Origin of the sequence: Mycobacterium sp. 1465703.0 (assembly GCF_001672975.1) — a bacterium.
In the GTDB taxonomy this organism is placed as follows: domain Bacteria; phylum Actinomycetota; class Actinomycetes; order Mycobacteriales; family Mycobacteriaceae; genus Mycobacterium.
Window position 1 is genome coordinate 20,303 of record NZ_LZKU01000283.1, and the last position, 17,275, is coordinate 37,577.

At 66.6% G+C, this 17,275-nt stretch carries 20 protein-coding genes; 15 read left to right on the forward strand and 5 right to left on the reverse strand.

Annotated elements, in window-relative coordinates:
* Positions 1 to 23: 23 nt before the first annotated feature.
* Positions 24 to 437 (forward strand): ChaB family protein, encoded by a 414-nt coding sequence (locus A5625_RS26640; protein WP_067001494.1) that lies wholly within the window; start codon positions 24 to 26, stop codon positions 435 to 437.
* A 165-nt stretch (positions 438 to 602) separates the two neighbouring features.
* Entirely contained in the window at positions 603 to 884 is a 282-nt protein-coding gene (locus tag A5625_RS26645) for a DUF2795 domain-containing protein (RefSeq protein ID WP_197516243.1), read from the forward strand.
* A 76-nt stretch (positions 885 to 960) separates the two neighbouring features.
* On the opposite strand, the gene A5625_RS26650 is transcribed toward A5625_RS26645, so the two are convergent.
* Both A5625_RS26650 and A5625_RS29750 read right to left on the reverse strand, forming a co-directional pair.
* On the reverse strand, positions 961 to 1,800 hold the full coding sequence (locus tag A5625_RS26650) for an SDR family oxidoreductase (RefSeq protein WP_067001500.1): 840 nt from the start codon (positions 1,798 to 1,800) through the stop codon (positions 961 to 963).
* A gap of 79 nt (positions 1,801 to 1,879) precedes the next feature.
* Entirely contained in the window at positions 1,880 to 2,056 is a 177-nt protein-coding gene (locus A5625_RS29750; protein WP_197516244.1) for a hypothetical protein, read from the reverse strand.
* A 311-nt stretch (positions 2,057 to 2,367) separates the two neighbouring features.
* Between A5625_RS29750 and A5625_RS26655 the strand changes: the two genes are divergently transcribed.
* Both A5625_RS26655 and A5625_RS26660 read left to right on the forward strand, forming a co-directional pair.
* On the forward strand, positions 2,368 to 2,946 hold the full coding sequence (locus A5625_RS26655; RefSeq protein WP_067001504.1) for an MPT63 family protein: 579 nt from the start codon (positions 2,368 to 2,370) through the stop codon (positions 2,944 to 2,946).
* A 94-nt stretch (positions 2,947 to 3,040) separates the two neighbouring features.
* A complete protein-coding gene (locus A5625_RS26660) occupies positions 3,041 to 3,979 on the forward strand; it encodes a lysophospholipid acyltransferase family protein (protein WP_067001507.1) in 939 nt (312 codons plus the stop codon).
* A 31-nt stretch (positions 3,980 to 4,010) separates the two neighbouring features.
* Here A5625_RS26660 and A5625_RS26665 read toward each other — a convergent pair whose 3' ends face one another.
* Together A5625_RS26665 and A5625_RS26670 are read right to left on the reverse strand one after the other, a co-directional pair.
* Positions 4,011 to 4,772: a response regulator transcription factor gene (locus tag A5625_RS26665; RefSeq protein WP_067001555.1), complete on the reverse strand. Its 762-nt coding sequence runs from the start codon at positions 4,770 to 4,772 to the stop codon at positions 4,011 to 4,013.
* Between the two features lie 194 nt (positions 4,773 to 4,966).
* Entirely contained in the window at positions 4,967 to 5,206 is a 240-nt protein-coding gene (locus A5625_RS26670; RefSeq protein ID WP_067001510.1) for a general stress protein CsbD, read from the reverse strand.
* Between the two features lie 331 nt (positions 5,207 to 5,537).
* Between A5625_RS26670 and pyrH the strand changes: the two genes are divergently transcribed.
* From pyrH to A5625_RS26700, 6 genes are read left to right on the forward strand one after another with little or no spacing between them, the layout of a single operon-like run.
* Entirely contained in the window at positions 5,538 to 6,371 is an 834-nt protein-coding gene (gene pyrH / locus A5625_RS26675; RefSeq protein ID WP_067001513.1) for a UMP kinase, read from the forward strand.
* Between the two features lie 14 nt (positions 6,372 to 6,385).
* On the forward strand, positions 6,386 to 6,943 hold the full coding sequence (frr, locus tag A5625_RS26680) for a ribosome recycling factor (RefSeq protein WP_067001516.1): 558 nt from the start codon (positions 6,386 to 6,388) through the stop codon (positions 6,941 to 6,943).
* Positions 6,944 to 6,974: 31 nt separating this feature from the next.
* Complete coding sequence (locus A5625_RS26685) at positions 6,975 to 7,904, forward strand: phosphatidate cytidylyltransferase (RefSeq protein ID WP_067001520.1); 930 nt, start codon at positions 6,975 to 6,977, stop codon at positions 7,902 to 7,904.
* 33 nt (positions 7,905 to 7,937) lie between these two features.
* Positions 7,938 to 9,038, forward strand: a complete 1,101-nt coding sequence (gene rlmN, locus A5625_RS26690; RefSeq protein WP_067001522.1) for a 23S rRNA (adenine(2503)-C(2))-methyltransferase RlmN — start codon at positions 7,938 to 7,940, stop codon at positions 9,036 to 9,038.
* A 60-nt stretch (positions 9,039 to 9,098) separates the two neighbouring features.
* Complete coding sequence (locus tag A5625_RS26695; RefSeq protein ID WP_067001526.1) at positions 9,099 to 9,605, forward strand: protein disulfide oxidoreductase; 507 nt, start codon at positions 9,099 to 9,101, stop codon at positions 9,603 to 9,605.
* Between the two features lie 5 nt (positions 9,606 to 9,610).
* Positions 9,611 to 10,474: a cytochrome c biogenesis CcdA family protein gene (locus tag A5625_RS26700; protein WP_067001529.1), complete on the forward strand. Its 864-nt coding sequence runs from the start codon at positions 9,611 to 9,613 to the stop codon at positions 10,472 to 10,474.
* 9 nt (positions 10,475 to 10,483) lie between these two features.
* On the opposite strand, the gene A5625_RS26705 is transcribed toward A5625_RS26700, so the two are convergent.
* Positions 10,484 to 10,738, reverse strand: coding sequence for a DUF2631 domain-containing protein (locus A5625_RS26705; protein ID WP_067001532.1), 255 nt, complete (start codon positions 10,736 to 10,738; stop codon positions 10,484 to 10,486).
* 134 nt (positions 10,739 to 10,872) lie between these two features.
* On the opposite strand from A5625_RS26705, the gene dxr reads away from it, so the two are divergent.
* The 5 genes from dxr to A5625_RS26730 form a co-directional block, all read left to right on the forward strand.
* The gene (gene dxr, locus A5625_RS26710; protein WP_197516245.1) at positions 10,873 to 12,084 is read left to right on the forward strand and encodes a 1-deoxy-D-xylulose-5-phosphate reductoisomerase; all 1,212 of its coding nucleotides are present in this window, start codon (positions 10,873 to 10,875) and stop codon (positions 12,082 to 12,084) included.
* A 19-nt stretch (positions 12,085 to 12,103) separates the two neighbouring features.
* A complete protein-coding gene (locus A5625_RS26715) occupies positions 12,104 to 13,315 on the forward strand; it encodes an RIP metalloprotease (protein WP_067001535.1) in 1,212 nt (403 codons plus the stop codon).
* Between the two features lie 22 nt (positions 13,316 to 13,337).
* Positions 13,338 to 14,504, forward strand: a complete 1,167-nt coding sequence (gene ispG / locus A5625_RS26720; protein WP_067001538.1) for a flavodoxin-dependent (E)-4-hydroxy-3-methylbut-2-enyl-diphosphate synthase — start codon at positions 13,338 to 13,340, stop codon at positions 14,502 to 14,504.
* Between the two features lie 55 nt (positions 14,505 to 14,559).
* On the forward strand, positions 14,560 to 15,414 hold the full coding sequence (locus A5625_RS26725) for a GNAT family N-acetyltransferase (RefSeq protein ID WP_067001541.1): 855 nt from the start codon (positions 14,560 to 14,562) through the stop codon (positions 15,412 to 15,414).
* A gap of 159 nt (positions 15,415 to 15,573) precedes the next feature.
* Positions 15,574 to 17,275: NTF2-like N-terminal transpeptidase domain-containing protein (locus A5625_RS26730; protein WP_369830054.1), on the forward strand; the 1,702-nt coding region annotated here is incomplete at its 3' end.

Sequence of the window (17,275 nt, forward strand, 5' to 3'; positions counted from 1 at the left end):
CTTTTGCCACACGAGGAGGTTCGATGCCGAAAACGACTAAAGGCGGCGCGCCTAAAAAGAGTGAATTACCAAGCACTCTGCAACGTTCCAGCGCCAAAGCCCAACGTACATTCGCGAAAACGCATGACGCGGCTGCCGAAGAGTACGGCAGTGAGGAGCGTGCCCACCGGGTGGCGTACTCCGCTGTCAAGCACAGTTTCGAAAAGGTCGGCGACCACTGGGAGGCCAAAGACGAGAAAGGGCCATCCGATCAACGGGCTAAAAGCGGCGGCCCACGACCAACCGGAGAATCGGCCGAGGGGGTAGACGCAAATGCAAGCAAAAAGCATCTGCTTGACGTGGCCCGCCGGCTCGACATCGCCGGCCGCTCCGCGATGAACAAGTCTGAATTGGTCGACGCGATCAAGAAGCAGAACCGCCGGCTCCGGGGCCGCTGAGGGTGTTGGCACCGCGGCGAAATCGGGCCAGCAACCGGGCTTTCGGCGTGCGCAGCGCGAAAGACTCCCGCCCGCCGGAGCCGTTTTGGCGCCGGGTGATCGGGCACCCCGTCAGCCATGGTTGCGTCTACTACTCCTAGCCAACTTCGCCGGTGCCTCAGTGATGTGGACTTTCCGGCGAACAGACAGGACCTGCTCAGCGCCGCCGAGCGTAACGGCTGCGACGGCGAAACGATCCGTGCGTTGCGCGCCGTTCCGCCGGAGACCTACGCAAATGCCGCTCAGGTAACGGCCTCGGTCACCATCGCCGACGATCGTGACGTTGCCGACAGTGACACGGCCGCGGCGCGTCGCACGCACACCCAGCCCGGCCGGGCCGAAAGCGCGAAAGAAATCCCCGCACAGAACCCGATAGTCGACGAGTTGGGTGAAAACCGCGGTTCGTGACGGCGGCCAGAAACCGGTGTCCGTGAGGGCGGCAGCAGAACCCGCTGCCGTGTAACGCCTTTCGTTAGAGAATCCGTTAGAGAATCGGCCGTCCACCGGTCACCGCGACGCGTGCCCCGGAGATGTAGCTGGCGTCGTCGGAGGCCAGCAGCACATAGATCGCAGCGAGTTCGGCGGGCTGGCCGGCCCGCCCCAGCGGTACGTTGTCGCCGAAGGATTCCACGCTGTCCGGTGGCATGGTCGACGGGATCAAAGGCGTCCATATCGGTCCGGGCGCCACACTGTTGACTCGAATTCCTTTGTCGCCCAACAGCTGTGCCAGGCTGGCCGAGAAATTGGCAATGGCCGCCTTGGTCGCGGCATAGGGTGCCAAGGTGGGATTGGGCGTATCGGAATTGACCGACGAGCTACCGATGATCGACGAACCGGGGCCCATGTGCGGGACGGCGGCCTTTGCGAGGTAGAAATATGCACCGATGTTGAGTCGGAAGGTGTACTCCCACTCCTCGTCGCTGATCTCCTCGAGGCTTTTGCGCATCATCTGATAGGCGGAGTTGTTGACCAGAATGTCGACGCCGCCCAGTTCCTGCACGGCGCGGTCCACGACCGCTCGACAGTGCGCAGCATCGGACAGATCACCGGGGACCAGCACGCATTTGCGACCGGCATCGGTGACGTAGCGGGCAACATCGCGAGCGTCGTCATCCTCGTTGAGGTACGCGATCAACACGTCAGCGCCCTCGCGTGCGAACGCGATGGCGACGGCACGCCCGATCCCGCTGTCGCCGCCGGTGATGATGGCTTTTTTGCCCACCAGCTTTCCCGAGCCCTGGTAACTGTTCTCACCGCAGTCAGGAATCGGGTCCATCTGCGACTGCACGCCGGGAACGGATTGTTGTTGCGCCACAAAGCCCATGAGTTTTCCTTTACTGGTTCAAAAGTAGTTCTGGATCCACAATCGGCGATAAGTCCAGCAAACCAGCCGAATCAACCGCTTATGATTCACGCGGCCGTGGGCCGGCGGTCGCAACGTCCGGGTCGTCGTCGGTGGGCGGTTCCGGATCACGCCATTCCTCGCTGCGGCTGGATCGGTTGCCGCGAACCGTGCCTTCCAATTCTTCTTTGAGCGCGTCGTCCTCGCGTGAACTGTGCTTAGAGTTTCCGCGTTGCACCTGACTGCCCCCTTCGCGACTGTCTCGGCTTGCCCACCCCGGCGGCCGATTGCCAGGTGAAGGCCTCAGCGCACCGTTTACCCGCCGCGCCACGGCCTAATCGCGGCGGCCCCCGTGTGAGTGGTGGTGCAGGTGTTAACACCTGATACGAAAGGCGCTGTCCCTGAATGCAACTCTTTTACGGCAGTTAACTGGCGGTTATACGCGGAAGCGTGGGTGTAAATGTTTAAGGCGGAGGCCGCATGGCTATTTGCTGCGTATATGTGTCTGCCCTTCCGGGGGGCAATTGTTCTAAACGAAAGGAACGAACAATGAAGGTCACTAAGATCGCTGCGACAGCTGCCGCTGCCGGTGGTATAGCGGTGGCAGGTGTTTTGGGGGTGACGCCCGCTTCTGCCGCGCCCAACATCCAGGGCTTCGGTACCAGCGAACAGCTTGTGGACGGGGCGCTCATCACCAACTACACGGTGAGCAACCTGCAACCCAGCAATGTCACCATCCCCGGCTACACGCCTAAAGGGACGCTCTACCAGGCGGATATCACCGCCAGGTCGGACGGCGGGCTCGTCACCCCGATGGTCAATGACTTCATCGCCCGGGGGCCCAACGGCCAGAACTACCGGGTGATCGACAAGGTCGGCGCGCCCAACGGGTTGAACCCGGCACCGATCGCGCAGGGTAACGAGTCGACCGGCACGCTGTACTTCGACGTGACCGGCGCGCCCCCGAACGGCGTCGTTTACAACGACGGAAACCAAGACGTGCTGATCTGGACGTCAAACGTCGAGGGTGGCGCGGCGCCTGGCGCGCCGAACAGCCCGGCACCGGGCGCTCCGCCTGCTCCGGCGGCGCCGGCACCGGGTGCTCCGCCTGCTCCGGCGCACACCTAAACCGGCTCGTCAATCTCCCCGCGCCAGGTACGTGGCGCGGGGAGATTTGCGGTTAGGGGAATCGCGCGCGGCCGAATCGGGTATCCGACAAGCCATGAGTAACCTGGATCACAGACCGGCGCGGGTGCGCGCTCAAGCGCAGCGGCATGCCAAAGAAGCTCGCGCGGCAATGGAAGAACGACGCAGCGATCACAGCGGCGGGCTGAGCGGCTGGGTGGCCGAGCGCGCCGCCAACTGGGACCTGTCCGGCCAGGACGAAACCACCCTGCAGCGCCAGAAATATCTGTGGAATGTGCTGGTGGACTATTGGTTTCGCATGGAGATCGACGGGTGGGAAAACATTCCAGAGTCCCCACCGGCACTACTGATCGGGATTCACTCCGGAGCGCCATTCGTCTGGGACGCCTGGACCGTCGGTCTGCAATGGTGGCGGCGGTTCGGACAGGCCCGTGCCCTGCATGGCACGGCTCATGACGCGTTGATGGCAATTCCCTTGTTCGGGCGCTATTTCCGATCGATGGGCGTACTGCCCGCGGCCCCCGACGCGATCGCCACCGCATTGGCGGAAGGGCGCGACGTGGCGCTGTGGCCCGGTGGCGAGGTGGACTCGCTGCGCCCGTGGACCGAGCGCGATCAGGCGAACTTGGCCGGACGGACCGGCTTCGTCAAGATGGCGATTCGGGCTGGGGTACCGATCGTGCCTATCGCCACCGTCGGCGGCGCCGACGCGATGCCGGTGCTGATCCGCGGCGACCGGCTGTCGAAAGCCCTTCGGCTGGACCGCATCCTGCGGCTCAAGGTATTCCCGCTGGCGGTCTCGTTGCCGTGGGGCATCGCACCGGCGGCGCTGCCACAGCTGCCGCTACCGGCCAAGATCAGAACGCGGTTCATGCCCGCCGTTGAACTCGACAACGATCCCGCACGAGCGGAAGACGACCAATACGTCGACCGCAAGTACCACGAGGTGCAAGATGCCATCCAGGAAGGAATGGATGCGCTGGCGCGCAAGCGCGCGTTCCCGCTCTTTGGCTGACCGGGCATCAAAAGTATTGCGCTCAGGGTGATTAGGATTTAGACGCTTCCGGGTTCATCGGACCCGGCGCGGGCGCTGTGGCCGAGGTCCAGATCGGGGTCAGCGTCGACTCCTCGACGCGCCACTCCGGTTGCGGTGGCGTGGGCGCGCGGTAACCGACACCCCGGACGGTGTCGACCATGAACTGGTACCGGGTGCCGAGCTTGGCACGCAGCCGCCGGATGTGGACGTCGACGGTACGCCTCTTGCCGCTACTGTCATGGCCCCATGCCTCTTGCATCAGCCGGGTCCGGGTGAACGCCTGACCGGCATGTCGCACAAGGAAATTCAGCAATCTGAACTCGGTGACTGTCAGGCTCAGCTCATGTCCGTCCAGTGACGCCGTGAAACTTGCCGGGTGCAGCAGCAGCTCCCCGAATTTCAGCGTGCCTTCGACTACGCTACGTCGCCGGCCGATTGCCAGTCGCAGCCGCGCATACAACTCTTCGGCGCCGGTGCCGGGCAACATCACGTCGTCGAAATTGCAATCGACGCCGACCGCCGCGCAATCCGCCGGTGCGACCAGGGCCACCACGGCAGTGCCGGGATGGTCGGTCGTCAGACGGTGGCTGAGCGCCTGAGCTGCCGTCACGTTGCTGCGCGCGTCGATGATCGCTACGTCGGCTGAGTCGTCCTGCCTGTTGGCGTGGGCGCTCAGCGTGACGCGGCGCATCGGTTCGGCAAACGTGGCGAGATCCGGTAGGACAGATTCGAAATCGTCCTCATCGGTAAGCATCAGCACGTTCAACGACATCTCCAACCCTTGTGACGTCCCGGTTCCCCCCCGGTCCATAGGCACCTCGCCGGAGATGTCTTACAGCGCTACGTTCGAATACCCGCCCAGCTGAAAACTATGCACACTCCAAGCGGTGCACCAGTCGGCTCGACCGCGAGAAAGGCAATGGGCCCGGCCCGTTTTCACGGACCGGACCCATGCTTTAAGGCGTGCTACTGGTTCGACTTCTGGCGCTCTTCAGCGGCCTTGGCACCGCCGCGCGCGGACTCGGCTTCGGCTTCCTTCTTCGCTGCGTCGCGCTGCGCCTCGGCCTTGTCTTGCTGAGCCTGCCCCTCACGGGTCAGGTCATCGCGACCGGCCACCGCGCCCACGGCCTCCTTGGCCTTTCCTTTGGCGTCCTCGACGACGCCCTTCACAGCTTCGGCAGGTCCTGACTTGTTTTCTTCAGCCATGGAAGTGTTCCTCCTCGTTGGCGTACTTTGAGCGGGCCCACTCGACTGCGAGCGAATCCCTGCATACGGCGAGGCCCGGTCCTTATTGCTTAAGACCGCGTATTCCACCGCGTTGTGCCGGATTCCCATGCCGCTGCGCGCTCAAACGCGCCCCGAGAAACCGCTGAAGTGTCGGCCTATTCCGGGACGGCGAGGCTCGAAAATTGGCTCGGCGCGCCAACTATGCGCATAATGCACCCCGCCGACGCCGCATTGTGCTGCGATGAGGCAGGATGTGAAATGCCGTTCCGGACGAGGTCGTCCGGGATGGCACTCTCATGCGAGGAGTCTGATGACGGAGCCCAGGGAGCCCCAAGTCGCCGATTCGGCGGCTCGGAGGCCGGAGGCGGCAAACACCAGCAACGGCGTTTCGGCATCCGCGCCGGAAGACGGACTGCACTCGGACCAGTCGCTGGCTCGGGCCAAGTATTCGCGAGTGCTGCTCAAGCTCGGCGGCGAGATGTTCGGTGGCGGCCAGGTCGGGCTCGATCCCGATGTCGTGGCGCGAGTGGCGCGACAGATCGCCGAGGTGGTCCGCGGCGGCGTCCAGGTCGCCGTGGTGATCGGCGGCGGCAACTTCTTTCGGGGAGCGCAGCTTCAGCAGCGCGGCATGGAACGCACGCGTTCTGACTACATGGGCATGCTGGGCACCGTCATGAATAGCCTGGCGCTGCAAGACTTCCTGGAGAAGGAAGGCATTGTCACCCGGGTCCAGACCGCGATCACCATGGGACAGGTCGCCGAGCCCTACCTACCGTTACGAGCGGTACGCCACTTGGAAAAAGGGCGGGTGGTGATTTTCGGTGCCGGCATGGGGCTGCCCTACTTCTCCACCGACACCACCGCCGCGCAGCGTGCCCTGGAGATCGGCGCCGAGGTGGTTTTGATGGCCAAGGCCGTCGACGGTGTGTTCTCCGCGGATCCGCGGCACCATCCCGACGCCGAGTTGATCGCAGCGATCAGTCACCGCGAGGTCATCGACCGTGGGCTACGAGTGGCCGATGCCACGGCGTTCAGCCTGTGCATGGACAATGGCATGCCGATCCTGGTGTTCAACCTGCTGACCAATGGCAATATCGCCCGGGCGGTCGCTGGTGAGAAGATCGGGACGCTGGTCACCACCTGAGGAGGACGGCGCAAATGATTGACGAGGCTCTCTTCGACGCGGAAGAGAAAATGGAGAAGGCCGTCGCGGTTGCCCGCGACGACTTGTCGACCATCCGAACCGGGCGTGCCAACCCCGGCATGTTCTCCCGGATCGTGATCGACTACTACGGCACGGCCACCCCTATCACCCAACTGGCCAGCATCAACGTGCCCGAAGCGCGCCTTGTCGTGATCAAGCCCTACGAAGCCAGTCAGGTGGGCGCGATCGAGACGGCGATCCGCAACTCCGACCTGGGCGTCAACCCCACTAACGACGGCACCCTGATCCGCGTGGCGGTGCCGCAACTGACCGAGGAACGCCGCCGGGAATTGGTCAAGCAGGCCAAGGGCAAGGGCGAGGACGCCAAGGTCTCGGTCCGCAACATCCGCCGCAAGGCGATGGAGGAGCTGCACCGCATCCGTAAGGACGGCGAGGCCGGCGAGGATGAGGTCGGCCGGGCCGAAAAGGACCTGGACAAAACCACCCACCAGTACGTCACTCAGATCGAAGAGCTGGTCAAGCACAAAGAAGGCGAACTGCTGGAGGTCTAGCGACCACTCAGCAGCCAAGTTCATCAAGCCAGTGGCAACCTCAGATCCCGGCGCAGGCAAACCGCCCGACGATCCGGCGCGCGCCGCCAAGAAGACGATCGAGGAGCCGGCCAGGAAGACGTCGCGGGCCGGACGCGACCTGCGCGCCGCGATCGCGGTAGGGGCCGGAATCGGCGGCGTTCTAGTCGTGACGCTGGTCTTCGCGCCGCGCTTCTGGGTTCCCATCGTCGCCCTGGCCATCGTGGTGGCCACCCACGAAGTGGTTCGGCGGTTGCGCGAAGCCGGATACCTCATACCGGTAATCCCGCTGCTGGCCGGGGGTCAGCTCACCGTCTGGCTGACCTGGCCGTACCACGCCGCGGGTGCACTGGCCGGCTTCGGCGTCACCGTGGTGGTCTGCAATGTGTGGCGGCTGTTCATGCAGGACAACAGCAAACGGCCCGAGCCGTTCGCCGGCTCGCCGTCGGCGAACTATCTCCGGGACGCCTCGGCCACGGTGTTCCTGGCCGCGTGGGTGCCGCTGTTCGCGTCCTTCGGCGTGCTGCTGGTCTACCCGCACGACGGCGCCGGGCGGGTGTTCTGCCTGATGATCACCGTCGTCGCCTCCGACACCGGCGGATACGCCGTGGGGGCGCTGCTCGGCAAGCACCCGATGGTTCCGGCGATCAGCCCCAAGAAGTCCTGGGAGGGATTCGCAGGTTCCCTGGTGTTCGGAATCACAGCAGCGACGCTGACGGCGACCTTCTTGGCCGGTAAACCGTGGTGGATCGGCGCGTTGCTGGGTGTCCTGCTGGTGCTGACCAGCACGCTCGGCGATCTGGTGGAGTCGCAGGTCAAGCGCGACCTGGGCATCAAGGACATGGGCCGGCTGCTACCCGGCCATGGCGGACTGATGGATCGGCTTGACGGTGTACTGCCGTCGGCGGTCGCCGCCTGGACGGTGCTGACACTCGTTCCCTAGCCTGGCCCGAACGTGACCGATACTGGACAGGTCATGGTCCAACAATTGGTTTTCTCCGAGCCACGCCCCGGCAAGCCGCCGCGCCACCTTGCCGATCTCGACGAGGACGGCCGTGCGTCGGCCGTCGCAGAGCTGGGCTTGCCGGCGTTTCGCGCCAAGCAGCTGGCGCATCAGTACTACGGCCGGCTGATCGCCGATCCGCGACAGATGACCGATCTTCCGGCCGGATTGCGCGACACCATCGCCGAGACGATGTTCCCGATCCTGCTCAGTGTCGCCTCCGAGGTGACCTGCGATGCCGGCCAGACGCGAAAGACGTTGTGGCGGGCGCTCGATGGGGTCACCGTCGAATCGGTGCTGATGCGTTATCCGCAGCGCAACACGGTGTGCATCTCGTCGCAGGCCGGCTGCGGCATGGCGTGTCCGTTCTGCGCGACCGGCCAGGGCGGGTTGAGCCGCAACCTTTCCACCGCCGAGATCCTCGAGCAGGTGCGCGCCGCCGCCGCGGCGCTGCGCGACGACTTCGGGGACCGGCTGTCCAACGTGGTGTTCATGGGCATGGGGGAGCCGCTGGCCAACTACGCCCGCGTGGTCGCTGCGGTGCGGCGCATCATCGCCGCGCCGCCACACGGTTTCGGCATCTCGGCCCGCTCGGTGACGGTGTCCACAGTGGGCCTGGCCCCCGCCATCCGCAAACTCGCCGACGAACGGCTGGGTGTGACGTTGGCGCTGTCGTTGCACGCGCCCGACGATGAACTGCGCGACACGCTGGTGCCGGTCAACAACCGGTGGAAGATCACCGAGGCCCTCGACGCCGCGCGCTATTACGCCGACGTCACCGGCCGGCGGGTATCGGTGGAGTACGCGTTGATTCGTGACGTCAACGATCAGCCTTGGCGCGCAGACCTTTTGGGGCAGCGGCTGCATCGCGCGCTGGGACCCTTGGTGCACGTCAACCTGATTCCGCTCAACCCGACCCCCGGAAGTGAGTGGGACGCCAGCCCCAAGGCGGTCGAGCGGGAGTTCGTCAGGCGGGTCCGCGACAAAGGGGTTTCGTGCACGGTGCGCGACACCCGCGGCCGCGAGATCAGCGCCGCGTGCGGACAGCTGGCCGCCGAAGCTCGACCCGGCTGATGAACCGCAGGCACAGCTGTTCCGTCGAGTAAGGCATAACTCCAGCAAATGAGGTGTGCAATGACTATCCGCTTGTCGGCGCTGTGCAAAGTATGGGCCACGGTGCTGATCGCCATCACGGTGATACTTGGCGTCAGCGCGCCACGCGCGGTGGCCGCTGACGACCGGCTGCAATTCACCGGGACGACCCTGAGCGGTGCTCCGTTCAACGGCGCCAGTTTGCAGGGCAAGCCCGCCGTGCTGTGGTTCTGGGCGCCGTTCTGCCCGTTCTGCAACGCAGAGGCCCCCGGTGTCAACCAGGTCGCGGCGGCCAATCCCGGTGTCACCTTCGTCGGTATCGCCGGGCACTCGGATGTCGGCGCGGAACAGACCTTCGTGTCCAAATACGGCCTGAATTTCACCAATCTCAACGACGCTGACGGGTCCCTCTGGGCGCGCTACAACGTTCCCTGGCAACCGGCCTACGTGTTCTACCGGGCCGACGGCAGCTCGACGTTCGTCAACAACCCGACCTCGGCGATGTCGCAGCAGGAGCTCGCCGACCGCGTGTCGGCCCTGAGGTCCTGATTGTCGTGGACCAGGGTCTGGTCGGCTTGGCGTTCGCCGCCGGATTGGTGGCCGCGCTGAACCCCTGTGGGTTTGCCATGCTGCCGGCCTACCTGCTGCTGGTGGTGCGCGGGCAGCAAGCCGGCCCGCAGGCGTCGGCGAGGCTGACCGCGGCCGCGCGGGCGTTGGTGGCCACCGCCGGGATGGCGCTCGGCTTCCTGACGGTGTTCGGCGTGTTCGGCGCGCTGACCGTATCGGCGGCCACCACCGTGCAGCGGTATCTGCCGTACGCCACCGTGGTCATCGGCGTGGTGCTGATAGCGCTCGGGGTTTGGCTGCTCTCCGGCCGAGAGCTGTCGGCCCTGACTCCGCGGCCGGTGGGCCCGCGTTGGGCTCCTACGGTGCGGCTGGGCTCCATGTACGGATATGGCATCAGCTACGCGATCGCTTCGTTGTCGTGCACCATCGGGCCGTTCCTGGCCGTCACCGCCGCCGGTCTGCGCGGTGGGTCGATCGTCTCGGGGCTGGCCATCTACCTCGCCTACAGTGCGGGGCTGACCTTGGTCGTCGGGGTGCTCGCGGTCGCCGCGGCGACGGCAAGTTCAGCGGTGGTGGACCGGCTGCGGCGCATCCTGCCGTTGGTGAACCGGATCGGTGGCGCGCTGCTGGTGCTGGTCGGGTTGTATGTCGCCTACTACGGCAGCTACGAGGTGCGCCTGTTCGGCCCGAACGGGAACCCGCGGGACGCGGTGATCACCGCGGCCGGGCGGCTGCAGGGCTCGGTGGCCGGCTGGGTGCACCAACACGGGATATGGCCGTGGGTGGCGGCCGTCGTCGCGTTAGCGATCGTCTTGATCGGCGGTGCCAGGCATCGCCGGGCGCAACGCTAGGGGTGACGGCTACCTGATCCAGCCGCGGCGGCGGCCCCACAGGTCGCGGATCAGGAAGACGAGGATCAGCGCCGCGAACCCGATCAAAAACCAGTTCTCGATGTGGCCGACGTGGTTGCCGCGCAGCATCGCCAGCAGGAATCCGAAGCCGATCAGGCCGGTAATGTGCCAGGTCCGGTGGTTGATCCTGCTCCAACCCCACGCTGCCGACGGCACCTCGACGGTGTCGACGCCGGTGAAGTGCTCCACCTCGGTACTGGCCACGGCGAAATCCCCTTCGGATCGGATTGGCTTGTCCAACCCAAATTCTGGCACACCCACCGCCAGGGCCTGCGGGGCGTGGCTGCCACGTGGCCGCGCCGATGGCCTGCGTGGGTGCCGGGCGGCACAATGAATGGGTGACCAACCCGACGACCGACGGGGCAACGCCAGACCGGCTGCGCGTGCTGGTGCTGGGCAGCACCGGCTCCATCGGCACTCAGGCGCTGGACGTCATCGCGGCGAACCCGGACCGGTTCGAGGTGGTCGGTCTGGCGGCGGGAGGCGCCAACCTGGACACGCTGTTGCGGCAGCGCGCCGAAACCGGTGTGACCAACATCGCGGTCGCCGACGAGCGCGCGGCCCAGCGGGCCGGTGACATCCCCTTTCACGGACCCGAAGCGGCCACCCGACTGGTCGAGGAGACCGAGGCCGACGTCGTGCTCAACGCGCTGGTGGGGGCGCTGGGTCTGCGGCCGACGCTGGCCGCGCTGCAGTCGGGTGCCCGGCTCGCGCTGGCCAACAAGGAATCATTGATCGCCGGCGGTCCGCTGGTTCTCAAAGCGGCGCGACCCGGGCAGATCGTGCCGGTCGACTCCGAACATTCCGCGCTGGCCCAGTGCCTGCGCGGTGGAGCCCCCGACGAAGTTGCCAGGCTGGTGCTGACCGCTTCCGGCGGCCCGTTCCGCGGCTGGACGAAAGCCCAACTCGAGGACGTCACCCCCGAGCAGGCCGGCGCCCACCCGACGTGGTCGATGGGCCCGATGAACACGCTGAACTCCGCCTCGCTGGTCAACAAGGGGCTGGAGCTCATCGAGACCCACCTGCTGTTCGGCATCCCCTACGACCGCATCGAGGTGGTCGTGCACCCGCAGTCGATTGTTCATTCGATGGTCACCTTCGTGGACGGCTCGACCCTCGCCCAGGCCAGCCCGCCGGACATGAAGCTGCCCATCTCGCTGGCCCTGGGCTGGCCGCAGCGGGTACCCGGGGCGGCCGCCAGCTGTGACTTCAGCACCGCGTCTAGCTGGGAATTCGAGCCGCTGGACGACGCCGTCTTCCCGGCGGTCCAGTTGGCCCGGCACGCCGGGCGCACCGGCGGCTGCATGACCGCGGTCTACAACGCGGCCAACGAGGAGGCGGCGGAAGCTTTCCTGGCAGGCCGGGTCAGGTTCCCCGCGATCGTCGAAACCATCGCCGACGTGCTGCACGCCGCCGACCAATGGGCCGTTTTACCCGCTAACGTGGATGAGGTACTAGACGCCCAGCGCTGGGCACGTGAGCGGGCGCGGTCCGCAATCGCGCGAGCACAGCCCGCCAGGGTGTCGGCAAAAACTTCCGGAGTGGTGTGAGAAAGGTCCTCTCAGCCTGATGATGTTCGTTATCGGCATTGTGCTGTTCGCACTGGCCATCCTGATCTCGGTGGCCCTGCACGAGTGCGGGCACATGTGGGTTGCGCGCGCGACCGGCATGAAGGTGCGCCGCTACTTCGTCGGTTTCGGCCCCACGCTCTGGTCGACCCGGCGCGGCGAAACCGAGTACGGCCTCAAAGCCGTCCCGCTGGGCGGCTTCTGCGACATCGCTGGTATGACCTCGGTGGAGGAGCTGGCCCCCGACGAGACCGACCGCGCCATGTTCAAGCAGGCGGTCTGGAAGCGGGTCGCGGTGCTGTTCGCCGGCCCCGCCGCGAACTTCATCATCTGCCTGGTGCTGCTCTACGGCATCGCACTGATCTGGGGCCTGCCGAACCTGCATCCGCCGACCCGGGCCGTCGTCGGCGAAACCGCTTGCGTGGCACCGGAAGTGGCTCCGGGCAAGATTGCCGACTGCACCGGGCCCGGGCCCGCGGCGCTCGCCGGCATCCGCGCCGGCGACATCATCGTCAAGGTGGGTGACACCCCGGTGTCGACCTTCGAGGACATGGCCGCCGCCATCCGCAAGGTGCACGGCAACGTGCCGATCGTCGCCGAGCGCAACGGCACCACCATCACCACCTACGTCGATGTCACCCCCACTCAGCGCTACCTGGCCAAGCAGGGCGAACAGCCGCAAGCCGCCACGGTCGGCGCCATCGGCGTCGGGGCAGTCAAGGTCGCGCCCACGCACTACGGGGTGTTTACCGCGATCCCGGCCACCGTGGCCTTCGCCGGTGACCTGACCGGCGAGGTGGGCAAGGCGCTGGTCGCCATCCCGACGAAGGTCGGTGCCCTGGTGCACGCCATCGGCGGCGGCCAGCGCGACCCGCAGACGCCGATGAGCGTGGTCGGGGCCAGCATCATCGGCGGCGACACGGTCGACCACGGGTTGTGGGTGGCGTTCTGGTTCTTCCTGGCCCAGCTGAACCTCATCCTGGGTGCGATCAACCTGGTGCCACTGTTGCCTTTCGACGGCGGTCACATCGCCATCGCGGTGTTCGAGAAGATCCGCAACGTGATCCGCTCGGCCCGGGGCATGGTGGCGGCCGCCCCGGTGAACTACCTCAAGCTCATGCCCGCGACATACGTGGTGCTGGTGTTCGTGGTCGGCTACATGCTGCTGACCGTGACCGCCGATCTGGTCAACCCGATCAGGCTCTTCCAGTGACGAAACCGAAGGATCAGCGCAAATGACCATTGGCCTGGGTATGCCGCAGACTCCGGCGCCCACGCTTGCGCCCCGGCGTGCCACGCGCCAACTGATGGTCCGCGACGTCGGGGTCGGCAGCGACCATCCGATCTCGGTGCAATCGATGTGCACCACCAAGACACATGACGTCAACTCGACGCTGCAGCAGATCGCCGAGTTGACCGCGGCCGGCTGCGACATCGTCCGGGTGGCCTGCCCGCGCCAGGAGGACGCCGACGCGCTGGCCGAGATCGCCCGGCACAGCCAGATCCCGGTGATCGCCGACATCCACTTCCAGCCCAAGTACATCTTCGCCGCGATCGACGCGGGGTGTGCCGCAGTGCGGGTAAACCCCGGCAACATCAAGGAATTCGACGGCCGTGTCGGCGAAGTCGCCAAGGCCGCCGGTGCGGCGGGCATCCCGATCCGGATCGGCGTCAACGCGGGCTCGCTGGACAAGCGGTTCATGGAGAAGCACGGCAAGGCCACCCCCGAGGCGCTGGTCGAGTCGGCGCTGTGGGAGGCCTCGCTGTTCGAGGAGCACGGTTTCGGCGACATCAAGATCAGCGTCAAGCACAACGACCCGGTGGTGATGGTCGCCGCCTACCAGCAGCTGGCCGAGCAATGCGATTACCCGCTGCACCTGGGCGTCACCGAGGCCGGTCCCGCCTTCCAGGGCACTATCAAGTCCGCGGTCGCCTTTGGTGCGCTGCTCTCGCGCGGCATCGGAGACACCATCCGGGTGTCGCTGTCGGCGCCGCCGGTCGAGGAAGTCAAGGTGGGCATCCAGATCCTGGAATCGCTGAACTTGCGGCCGCGCGGGCTGGAGATCGTGTCGTGCCCGTCCTGCGGTCGTGCGCAGGTTGACGTCTACACCCTGGCCAACGAGGTCAGCGCCGGCCTGGACGGTCTGGACGTGCCGCTGCGCGTCGCGGTGATGGGGTGCGTCGTCAACGGTCCGGGGGAGGCCCGAGAGGCCGACCTCGGCGTCGCGTCGGGAAATGGCAAGGGCCAGATCTTCGTTCGCGGCGAAGTGATCAAGACCGTGCCCGAGGCCCAGATCGTCGAGACGCTGATCGAAGAGGCAATGCGCATCGCTTCGGAGATGAACAGCGATCACGGTCCGGGCACAACATCGGGCAGTTCGCCTATTGTCACCGTAAGCTAATTAACGCCAGCGCCCCGGGTTGGTCTGAGAGTTCGCAGCACAGAGAGTTCGCCATATGTCGGCTCCGCCCCTGTTCCGCCTTGTCGGTGAGCGACGGGTGTCCGTGGTGCGCGACGCGGCCGCCGTCTGGCGGGTGCTCAACGACGATCCCGTCGCATCGTGCATGGTCGCGGCCCGCGTGGCCGACCATGGCATTGAACCCAATTCGATCGGCGGCGAACTGTGGACGCTGCACGGCGCCGATGAATCGCTGTGCTTCGCCGGCGCCAACCTGATCCCGCTGCGCGGCGCGCCGTCCGATCTGAACGCGTTCGCCGATGAGGCCATGCGCGGGACGCGGCGTTGCTCGTCGCTGGTGGGCAGGGCCGACCTGGTGATGCCGATGTGGGAGCGGCTCGAGGCGGCCTGGGGTCCGGCCCGCGACGTGCGTGACCGCCAACCGTTGCTGGCGTTGTCCCACCACCCCAGCTGCGACCTCGACCCCGGTGTGCGGCAGGTTCGGCCTGAGGAGCTGGACGCGTACCTGGTGGCCGCCGTCGACATGTTCATCGGCGAGGTGGGCGTCGATCCGCGGATCGGCGACGGCGGTCGCGGCTACCGGCGGCGGGTGGCCAGCCTGATCACGGCCGGGCGCGCCTGGGCGCGATTCGAGCAGGGCCAGGTCGTCTTCAAGGCCGAGGTGGGTTCGCAGTCCCCGGGCGTGGGCCAGATCCAGGGGGTGTGGGTGCACCCGGAGTGGCGTGGCCTGGGTCTGGGCACCGCAGGCACCGCGACGGTCGCCGCGGTGATCGTCGGCACCGGGCGCACCGCGAGCCTCTACGTCAACGACTTCAACACGGTGGCGCGCGCCGCCTACGCCCGAGTGGGCTTCGCCGAGATCGGCACCTTCGCGACGGTATTGCTCGACTAGCGCGCCAAGGCCTTCGACCGTCATCACCCGGCTGGCCGGGCACTCGGCGGCGAACGCCCGGCTAGTAGGGCACTCGCCGAGCAGTCTCACGCGACATCACGGCTCGGTCTCGGTGTGTCGGCGCGGCTGTTCAGACCGCAGTTCTTAACATTTGCACCGATGGCAACTAGAACAACATTGGCCTCATCCGCCTCAGGTTTGCTACTGCTCGCGGCGGTCGTCCTGTCCGGATGCACGCCGCGGCCCGACGGACCCGGCCCGGCCGCGGAAAAGTTCTTCCGCGCCATGGCCATCGGTGACACCGCGACCGCCGCACAGCTCAGCGACAGCCCCAACGAGGCCCGTGAAGCGCTCAACGCGGCCTGGTCCGGCCTGCAGGCGACCCACCTCGACGCGCAGATCCTCAATGCCAAGTACGCCGAGGACAGCGGCACCGTCGGTTACCGGTTCACCTGGCACCTGCCCAAGAACCGGACGTGGACCTACGACGGCCAGCTGAAGATGGCGCGGGACGAGGGGCACTGGGCGGTGCGGTGGACCACCAACGCCCTGCACGCCAAGCTCGGTGAGCACCAGACGTTCGCGCTGCGCGCGGATCGGCCGCACCGCGCATCGGTGAACGAGCTCGGCGGCAGCGACGTGCTGGTCCCGGGCTTCGTGTACCACTACACGCTGGACGCCACCCAGGCCGGGCCCGCCCTGTTCAATACCGCGCACGCGGCGGTCGACGTGCTGCATCCCTTCAACGAGACCCTCAATGACCCGCAGCTGCTCGCCGAACAAGCCAGCTCGGTACCCCACCCGGTGGACCTCGGCGTGACGCTGAACCCCGACGACAACGACAAGGTGTTTCCGGCGATCGGCCGGCTGCCCGGCATCGTGGTCACGCCGCAGCCCGAGATGCTGCCCACCGACCCGCATTTCGCCCCGGCCGTCATCTCGGCGGTGAAGAAGGCCGTCGTCGATCAGCTCGACGGCGAAGCCGGCTGGCGGGTGGTGAGCGTCAACCAGAACGGCGTCGAGGTCGAGGTGCTGCACGAGGTCCAAGGTTCTCCGGCGCCGTCGGTGTCGCTCACGTTGGACCGGGTGGTCCAGAACGCGGCCCAGCGCGCGGTCGACAACAAGGGCGGCAAGGCGATGATCGTCGTGATCAAGCCGTCTACCGGCGAGATCCTCGCGATCGCCCAGAACGGCGGGGCGGACGCGGACGGTCTGCCCGCCACCAACGGCCTGTTCCCCCCGGGGTCGACGTTCAAGATGATCACCGCCGGTGCGGCCGTCGACCGCGACATGGCCACCCCCAACTCGATGCTGGGCTGCCCGGGCCACCTCGACATCGGGCACCGCACCGTCCCCAACTACGGCGGCTTCGATCTCGGCGTGGTGTCCCTGTCGCGCGCGTTCGCCAGCTCGTGCAACACGACGTTCGCCGAGTTGAGCAGCCGGATGCCGCCCCGCGGTCTGACCCAGACGGCCGCCGAGTACGGAATCGGCATCGACTACACGGTGGACGGCATCACCACGGTGACAGGCTCGGTGCCGCCGACGGTGGACCTGGCCGAGCGCACGGAGGACGGCTTCGGCCAGGGCAAGGTGCTGGCCAGTCCGTTCGGCATGGCCCTGGTCGCCGCCACGGTCGCCGCCGGTAAGACACCCGTGCCGCAACTGATCGCTGGCCGGCAGACGGCGATCTCCTTGGCGGTCCCATTGGTCACCACCAGCCGCATCATCGGCCGCAGCGCATCGATCATCTTCGGGCTGATCGGCGCGGTGTCTCCCTGGACCGCCGTCTGCCGGCCAGCGATCAGTTGCGGCACGGGTGTCTTACCGGCGGCGACCGTGGCGGCGACCAGGGCCATGC